Source organism: Pedobacter sp. 01T416_2, from assembly GCF_056398925.1.
Window position 1 is genome coordinate 1 of record NZ_JBFTQI010000147.1, and the last position, 9,517, is coordinate 9,517.

Here is a 9,517-nt window from a genome sequence, read left to right on the forward strand (position 1 = left end):
AGCTGGTGTAGGCCTGTCGCTGGTCTCAAAATAGAAAATAAAACGCCCAGCAGTTTAAAAATATGGCACCAATACCTATAGCAGCTATGTCGGCAACCAGCTCAAAACAATCAGCGGGTTTACTAATAGAAGCTATGTCTATAACGAAAATGGAGTAGCACGCAACAGCAATGGAAGTTATAGCTATGAATATAACCTGTTGGACCATTTAAGAAATGTAAGGGCGAGTTTTCTGAAAAACCCGGTATCGGGTACAGTGGAACCGATACAGAGGGACGATTACTATGCCTTTGGATTAAGAAAACCTGCAAGTGGGGGGACGAATAAGTATCTTTATAATGGTAAAGAATTTCAGGAAGAACTTGAACAATATGACTATACAACGAGGTTCTATGATCCGGTGATCGGACGTTTTAAATCAGCGGATTTTTACTCGGAGTCTTTTCCTTGGATGAGTAATTATCAATATGGATCAAACTCTCCATCAAGTAAAATAGATTTAGATGGCTTAGAGGGGTTTAGTACTATTTTCTTGGAGAATACAACTTTTATGCCTGCGGAACTACCGATGGAGAATGCTGTAGGTAATTTAGCTAAGGCGGGCGGGGAAGTGAATGGTGCGCGCATCTCAATACCGACTGAAGTGGTATTTGGGGGCATTAATTGAAACAGTTAGGCAAATATAACATTTCAGCCGCTACTAACATTGGTATATGGAGTATAACAATGTTTAAGCAATAAGTTCAGTTTCAAAACTATTATCTACGAAAATTTCGTCACCTCAAAACGCACGTTCATGTTAAAAAAAGCATCGTTCATCAAAAAGATTTCCCAAAATTTGATTTTTATCCGATTTTGACGCACGGATTAATATGTTCCGGAGAACACTTCGCAGACATCGCAAACCGCTCATCAATCATTACAATATTTCATGAAAAACCTAAAAGCTCTTTTTAAGCTCATCTGTCTGGCTGTGCCTTTGTTCCAGATTGGCATATCCAATGCGCAGATTGTCAATGTAAGCCAGTTGTCTGGGGCGGCGACGATCAATATCCCGGTGTATACGATTACTCGAGGGAAAATTGCTGTACCAATTTCACTTTTTTACTATGGTAACGGGGTAAGGGCAAAGGATATTGAAGGCGCTGCGGGGATGAACTGGCAGCTTTCGGCCGGAGGGGTGATTACCCGCGAACTGAGGGATGTACCCGATGACCTGGCCGATAACTCAAAAGGATGGCTTTACAATAACAATGCTTCAAAGATCAGTAATTTTTCCATTGCCAACGATGGAAATGCAGGGACCTGTGGTGATGAGGATGCGGACCTGTCCTATATCAACAGCAATTTTGGAGATCTTTCGGACACTGAACCGGATGTATTCAATATCAATCTGCCGGGCCTTTCCTGTAAGCTTGTCTTCGATGGAAACCACCAGCCCAGAACCATTCCATACAGGGATATTAAGGTAAGCTATACTACGGATTATATTGGTATAGAACACTTCAAGATTATAAGCGACAAGGGGATTACTTACGAATTTAACACCTCTGAACTGGTCAACCGCAAAGCGTTTTCTGCAAATGCATCTGCAATACAGTTTTTTAAGCGGAAATTTCAGGTCTCCCAGTCGGTAGACTTCAGAAGAAAATGGTTCCTGACTTCCATAAAAGACAATGAGGGGAATGAAGTTACTTTCAGCTATGGTAAATATAATGACTATTACCGGGTAAGTAGGAAATATTTTGACTTTTATATCGGTAATTCTACGAATAAGACCACTCAGTTTTATGTGGAAGATGGCAATTTTACGTATATGCTTACCGGGATCGACTATATCACGGATGACGCGCCCACCGGGGTTCCAAAATTCGGGTTTACTTATTCCTACAATGCCAATACTTATATGCCGCTCCTTCAGAGTATTTATGGCATGGGCCGCGGTTGGTCACTGGCTTATCATGAAGCATGGGTGTCCAATGTCAACTATAAGCGGTATTTTTTAAAGGAATTCAGGGAAGCGTCTGAAGAAAGCCAGGTACGTTATCGTTTTGATTACAACGGTCTTTCGGTGGGTAGCTTTAACACAGTATATACTTCTCTACCCGATTCAAGTTCGAAGCAGCTCGACCGGTGGGGTTATTATAATGCCTCTACAGCCAGTTCGCTTTTGCCCGAGGTGTATATTAATCCTGCAACAGCTGGTATGGAGCGGTTACGGTATGAGCCGGTTCCTACGTTAAGCGGATACTATCCCTATTCCCTCAGTGGGAACTCAAGGGCGGTTTACCCCGCTGCACTGATCAGCGGGAGTCTTTCCAAAGTGAGTATGCTTGACGGGGGGACTACTGAAATTGAATATGAATCCAATACCTATTTTGATCCGCAGGCTGGTGCAGATGCCAATGCGGCCGGAATACGGGTAAAGAAACTGACTACTCATGATGCGACAAATCCTGGGGTTCAAAAGATAGTAAGCTACAGTTATACCGATCCTATAACAGGCCGTACGAGCGGGAGGGCACTATCGCTACCGGTATTTGCTTTTATAAGGCCTCAATCGTTCAGCGCTAATCCAGAAGCTGACTGGAAGAACGCGGTTGTACGCTCCGATGAAGACCTTTCTGAGGTTGATGATGGGGTGATGTATGGTTTTTTTAAGGAAAGTATTACCGGACAAGGTTATATGACTTCCGAGTTTTCTCTTCCTGCCACACATTTTGACCTGACTGCTGGTTTGGACTGGAGCAGGGTGATTACCAATATAGCCGGATGTAACGGAACGGGTGGTACGCTCAACAACGATAGGGATCTGTATCCTTTCGTACCGAATATGGATATTGGTTTTGAAAGGGGGATGCCAACAAGGGAAGCGGTATACAATGAAGCTGGTCAGAAATTATCGGAAACGCTTTACAGCTTTTCCAGAGTAGGCAGCGCCCAGTATATCCCGGCATTTAAAAGGGAATACAATAACGGGGTACTCGCCTATGCCAAATACAACATACTTACCGGGGTAGAAAGTACGGTCCAGCAAAAACAGGACTTCAGTTTTGATGTGGCAGGCGGCCAGCAGCAGCAAAGTACAAGCAGTTATTTCTATCAGGGTAACGGGCATATTTATCCAACAAAGGTGGAGTCCCAGAATGGAGACGGGAAACTGCTGCGCGTGCTCACCAGGTACACAAAAGACTACGATGTATCTACAGCAGTTGATTCGGCGGCACTTGCCCTAAAGGGCATGGCGCTGAAAAATATCAATGTTCCTATTGAGAGCATCAACCAGATAGAACGTAGCGGAATCACCAGGACCGTTTCAGCAAGCCTGACCAAATTTGCGGTATTTAACCCTGGTGCTGAGCAGCCTTCCAAAACATTGGTGTTCAGAAATAGCGCAGGTGTTACGGACTTTCAGCCATCCAACATCCAGTCGGGCAATTTTACGGGTGATGCAAGGTATTATACGACCGGGAATTTTACAGATTACAATTCGTACGGACAGCTCCTTTCTGCAAATGATGGTAAAGGGCATTCGAGCTCAGCCTTATATGACGATTATTCTAGATTGCCTTTAGCCAGCATTACAAATGCAAGGCATGACGAAGTATTATATAGCAATTTTGAGGAAGGAAGTCTTACAGGCTTATGGTTCGAAGCTAACGGCCAGTCTTCCGTGACAGCCCATAGCGGTAAATATAGTGTGGTTACAGGGCCTTCAGCAGTATTATATAAAGAACTGAAGAAAAAAACAGGTGCAGTAGCCTATGTTTTTTCTGCCTGGATAAATTCTGGCACGGCCAATACCCTTAATATTTCTATTACCAACAATAGTACCAGCCAGGTGGTTTCCAATACGGTAGGTATAGCTGCTGGCAATTGGAAGTATTACCAGCTGAGGATACCTGTTGAAGCAATGAATCAGGATTTCAGGCTTAGGGTATGGGGATCGGCAGCTTTGCTAATTGATGATGTGGTTTTTAGACCAGAGGAAGCCGATGTGCAAGCGAACTCTTATGATGTAACCACACAGAATAAGCTTGCGACATCTGGTGCAAACGGGGTGTTTGCGCAGTTTGGTTATGACAGTGCAAACCGGATAAAATATGTATTTGATCAGGACAGGAATATTGTGCAGAAAACTAGTTACATCCTGGGTACGAACCAGGATCAGTTTGCGCCAAGTTTTTACACGGCCCAGAACCAACTTGTGAATGAGCCGGTCTACTTTAGTTTAACTAACTATCCTGTGTCTACAGCGGACGGGTTGACTTATACCCTCAACTTTGGGGATGGAAGCCCAGTAGTTACCATTTCTGGTCCCAATGATTTAAGGCATACCTATACACAGGTGGGCAGTTACACGGCAAGCGTAACTAAATCTTCACCTTATTATGGTTCAGTTACCGTTAGCACGAACGTGGTTGTATCTCAGGCCCAGGTAACCTCTACGCAGCTTTCTTCTCTATCGGGAGATATCATACTCACTTTCTCTAATGCGAGTAATCAGATCGTAGCGCAGTTTACCCAAAGCCAGCTCAGCGCAGGAACAAGTACAATTGCACCGGGCGTTTATACTTTAAGGATTGGCACCTCATCAAGTGCTTACAGTAGTTCAAACCCTTCCGGTTATAAAAGTGTCCGTTATACAACCTATGGGCCTGACTATTCAAATCCAATGCCCTATTGTATGCCTTCCGAGCCTGGAAAAAACACCTATGACTTTACTATTGATCTTACAGGAAAAGCCAGGCTTAGTGTTTCAACAGACGCCCAGGTATGTCCGGTTTCGGAAATAGAATAAATTCAAAAATCTAAAGACAATCATGAAAAGATATATCGTTTTCTCCGTTTTTATATGCTTAAATGTCTGGTTGGGTATGTTGTCAGCATCTGCCCAGAACAGAACTTTCGTGCAGCAGGAGGTAGTCAAAGTTGCAGGCGTGCTCACCGAGCAGCAACTGAACGGCTTGGGTCCAACAGAAAAGCAGGTGACCAGGACCTATGGCGATGGTTTCGGGCGTGCCCAGCAGGTAATCGTTGTTGGGGGCAGCCCGAACGGAAAGGACCTGATCCAGCATAAAAGTTATGACAATATGGGAAGGGAAAGCACAAGCTACCTGCCTTATGCCTCGGCGAACAATAATGCAGCCTTTAGGGGCAATGCAGCCACTGAACAGAATACTTTTTATAATACTTCCGGTCAGAAGACGGCTACCGATGCCAGTCCTTTTTCACAGCAGGTGTTCGAGAACAGCCCGTTGCAGCGCGTGCTGCAGCAGGGATCTGTGGGGACTGGTTTCCAGCCTGGTGAGCATTATAAAACAATGGCTTACGGCACAAACCTTTCTTCCGAAACGGTGCGCAGGTGGCAGCCTGATGGCAGCGACGGGGGGACATGGACCGCAGGCACATTAAGCGTAAGCACCGTGACCGATGAGAACGGTGCAAAAACGACTGTGTATACCGATGCAATGGGGCAGACGGTATTTAAACGCCAATGGCTGGGTCAGGGCGGTGTAAGCTGGCTGAATACCGGTTATGTTTATGACGACCTTGGTCAGCTGGTTTTTGTTGTGCCGCCAAAGGCTTTTGCACTGATGGAATCGGTTGGCAACTATTCTTTGGCACAGCCTGATGTAGCCAAACTGATCTTCAGTTATGTGTACGATGAAAAAGGCAGACAGGTGGAAAGAACAGTACCGGGAAGTTCGGCGGTTTATATGATCTATGACCGGATGGACAGGCTGGTAYTGGCACAGGATGGAAACCTGCGCACGATGGGGAAATGGAACTACATCAAATACGATAGCAGACAGAGCCCTATAAGTCAGGGGATCTATAATGATGGGAACGGCCGTGCCGCACTACAGGCCTATGTATCGGGACTTAATTACAACAATATTTATTTTGAGGCTCGCAATGGTGATGCGGGCACGGGTTATTATACCAACAATACCTTTCCCACAGTCAATATCGAACCGCTGGCCTACAGTTACTTTGATAATTATGATCTGGATGGTAACGGTTCTGCTGATTATACCTACCAGGCCCAAGGGCTTGGAGGCGAAGCTACCGCATCTGATTATATCAGTGGTAGACCAACAGTCATCCGTAAACGTACGGTAGGTACAGGGCTTTCCAATATCTGGCTGAGCACAGTGATGTTTTATGACCGCAAGGGGCAGGTGATCCAGACGATTGGCAATAACCAGCTCAATGGCAATTTGGCTTCTGTTAAAACCTTTGTGCGTGATTTTACAGGTAAAACAACACTGACCAAAATCACCCATTCGGCTGCTGCAACAGTCACCGTACAGACGGCGTATGCCTTTGACCATATGGACAGGCTGAAAACAGTGGATGAAAGTTATAACGGTGCGGCAGCTATACGTGTGGCGGCCTATGAATATAATGAAATCGGGCAACTGGTGGATAAAAAGCTCCATAGCACCAATGGTGGGGGGAGTTACCTGCAGTCGGTAGATTACCGTTACAACATCAGGGGGCAATTGACCAGTATCAATAACAGTGAACTGTCCGTTGATAGCAGGAATGATGATGCAAATGATGTATTCGGGATGGAACTGCTTTATGAGCAGAGCGATGGGGGGATAGGAAATACCGGATATTATAATGGAATGGTCTCGGCGGTGAAATGGAAGACAAATGCCCCAGGGGTCACCAGTGGCAACGAAAGAAGTTACCGTTTTAATTATGATGCCCTGCTCAGGCTAACGGCCGCGAATTACGCCGACCGCCAGGCGGGCAATGGCTGGGGAAATATTGGCGCTTTTGATGAAAAAAATATCGGATATGACCTGAACGGAAATATATTATCTTTACAGCGCAATGCGATATTGAACGGCAGTATTACCGCTGTTGATGACTTGAACTATAGTTACGATGGCAACAGGCTTGCCAATGTAAGCGATGGAGCAGGGGGAAGCTACAATGTATTCGGTTTCAAGAACCTTACCGGTTCTGGAGATCCTTACATATATGCCGATAACGGAAACCTAACCACTGATACCAAGAAGGGGCTTACGTTAGCTTACAATATTCTTAACCGTACAGAAAGGATTACGATAAATACCGCTTCTGGCAGGTATATCGATTATACCTATGATGCAGGTGGAGCGATAATCCGTAAGCAGGCGGTCGATAATGGAAGCCTGGTAAAAACAACCGATTACATCGAGGGGTTTGTTTACGAGAATGGAACGCTGGCCTATTTTGGTATGAGTGAGGGAAGGGTGAGGAATGCTGCTGGCAGTCTGAAACCGGAGTACATCATCCAGGATCAGCAGGGCAATGCACGGGTAAGTTTTGAAGAGCAGGGCGGTGTAGCAGTGGTACGGCAGGAAAACAGTTATTATCCTTTTGGTTTGAGCATGCCGGGCAATGCATTGCCGACAGCAGCGAACAAAAACCTATATAACTCTGGAGCGGAATGGCAGGATGACTTTGGGGATATGCCCGATTTGCAACAGACCTTTTATAGGATGTACGATGCAGCGCTGGGCAGGTTTATTGCGGTTGACCCGATGGCCGAGGCAAGCGAGAGTTTTGGTACTTATCATTATTCTTTCGATAATCCGGTGATGTTCAATGATCCATTGGGTGACCAGGCAGATCCAACAACACAAAGTTATGGAGGGATGCATGGGGGCTACGGGAGGGTAAGTCCCGGGTCGGGTAACCATTGGAGTGATGGAATGACATATAATGATTGGAATCCCTGGACTGGAAGCGATACCTATAGGAATTTATTGGCGGATGGTTATTCTGACTGGGGTGGAGACCTAGTTAAATATGGCCAGTCTGGAAAAATGACATATGGAGAGCGAAAAGGTAAAAGTGGATACTGGATTGATAATAACGGAAATCCAAGTTATGGTGGGCCAGGTCAGCTGTCCACAATAAATATTGGTAGGAAATTTGTTGAAACGGACGATAAACATATAGCTACAAGTTTGGCTAAAGCTACATTAGGATTTATCTCTGCAGATATTCTAATATTGGAACCTACAGATGCTGTTTTACCTAAATGGGTTGGATACGGAGCTGCTGCTGCTTTGGCTGGTACATACCTTTATTTTAAATCTGACCATAATGGACGTGACTTTTATTACGTCACTTATACTAAAACAAGCAGTGCTGGTAAGGTGTACGTGGGTAGGAGTAGTGGTACAGGATTTCCAGATCAAATTGTCAAAGAAAGAGATTATAACCATCATATGAAAGGTTTTGGCCCAGCTGTGCTTTCTTCGTTTGTGCCCGCCGGAATTCCAGGGGGATACTCGACAAGAGCTTTAGACCCTTCATACTGGTTTATCAGAGGTAGTGAACAGCTACAAATAAATCATTACATATCTCTTGGGATTTCTGCTAATAGCATTAACGGAATCGGCCCCAATAATCCTAATATAGGTAAGTACATCCAAGAAGCTTCTAGATTTATATTTTAGGCATATTAATCAGGAAAAAAGATATTATATCTTTTTTCCTGATTTTTCATAATTCTTAATGAGTTGGTTTAGTGTTATTACTTCTATATCACTAATAAGATGCTCTTGCTGGTATGGCACAATTACATCAATGACATAATCATATTCAAACTGATTATTGATTTTTCCTCTTTTTAATATTTTAACCAAATTGTTTTTACGTTTGAAGCCAAGTTGGAGGTGATTTACTTTGTTCCAGAAGAAATTAACCGCTTCGCCTGAACCTTCTTGAAAATAGACGAAAATATCATTAGATAGATAATTCAGACTTTTAATATTATGGAATTCAGGCTTTGGGTTCAATAATTGATCTTTCCAATCTAAATATGTGTTAATAATATGCTTTTTATTAACTTCACTCCATTCTTTTGGAGCTTGAGACTCTATAGCAAGAATAGCAATATCTATAATATTCGAGAGATTTTCAGCTTGCTCTTCGTAAGTTAATTTTTTCATGAGAAGTCTATTTAGGTGGATTCTGTAAATAAAGGTTTGGTATAATTAATATTGATTATATAATTGCCTTTGGGAAAAAAATAATTTGGCTTAACAAATTTTAAAGTTGGGAAATTAGTGATTTTTAGCCTAAATATTGTGAAAGCAAAAAAATAAAAGATTAATGAAACAAAACTTTTATATGGCACTTATAACCTTGGTTTTTGCAGGTTGTGAGAATTCGTCAAAAAATATCGGAAATCATGATATTAATAACAATTCTGTGATAACACAAAATAGCATCATCTCTAAAGATCCAGTATCTATACCTAAGGTAGAGAAAATTGATCATTTGGGCTATGATAAGGTATTGCTTTTTGAAAAGGATTCGGAGCGAGAGCTACTTTATATCAATATGGCAAAGAAAAATCTTAATTTTAAAATATCATATAAAAATGATACGTCCAAATTCGAACTCTCAGGAAATGCAAAATTACTCAATATTGGAGAAGAGTCGATTTCTGATGAAAACAATAACAATATAGATGTGGCCGAATATGTCTACTACTATCAGG

At 43.2% G+C, this 9,517-nt stretch carries 5 protein-coding genes; 4 read left to right on the forward strand and 1 reads right to left on the reverse strand.

The genetic code is table 11. From position 1 onward, the window contains the following. Positions 1–256 precede the first annotated feature (256 nt). From AC1DPQ_RS08570 to AC1DPQ_RS08580, 3 genes are all read left to right on the forward strand, one after another. Complete coding sequence (locus AC1DPQ_RS08570) at positions 257–667, forward strand: RHS repeat domain-containing protein (protein WP_477583284.1); 411 nt, start codon at positions 257–259, stop codon at positions 665–667. A gap of 264 nt (positions 668–931) precedes the next feature. Then, entirely contained in the window at positions 932–4,801 is a 3,870-nt protein-coding gene (locus AC1DPQ_RS08575; protein ID WP_477608823.1) for a PKD domain-containing protein, read from the forward strand. Between the two features lie 22 nt (positions 4,802–4,823). Beyond that, positions 4,824–8,468, forward strand: coding sequence for a DUF6443 domain-containing protein (locus tag AC1DPQ_RS08580; RefSeq protein ID WP_477608825.1), 3,645 nt, complete (start codon positions 4,824–4,826; stop codon positions 8,466–8,468). Between the two features lie 24 nt (positions 8,469–8,492). On the opposite strand, the gene AC1DPQ_RS08585 is transcribed toward AC1DPQ_RS08580, so the two are convergent. After that, positions 8,493–8,963 carry a hypothetical protein gene (locus AC1DPQ_RS08585; RefSeq protein WP_477582319.1) on the reverse strand — a complete coding sequence of 157 codons (471 nt, stop codon included), beginning with the start codon at positions 8,961–8,963 and terminating at the stop codon, positions 8,493–8,495. Between the two features lie 163 nt (positions 8,964–9,126). Here AC1DPQ_RS08585 and AC1DPQ_RS08590 point away from each other — a divergent pair. Then, positions 9,127–9,517: hypothetical protein (locus tag AC1DPQ_RS08590; RefSeq protein ID WP_477608827.1), on the forward strand; the 391-nt coding region annotated here is incomplete at its 3' end.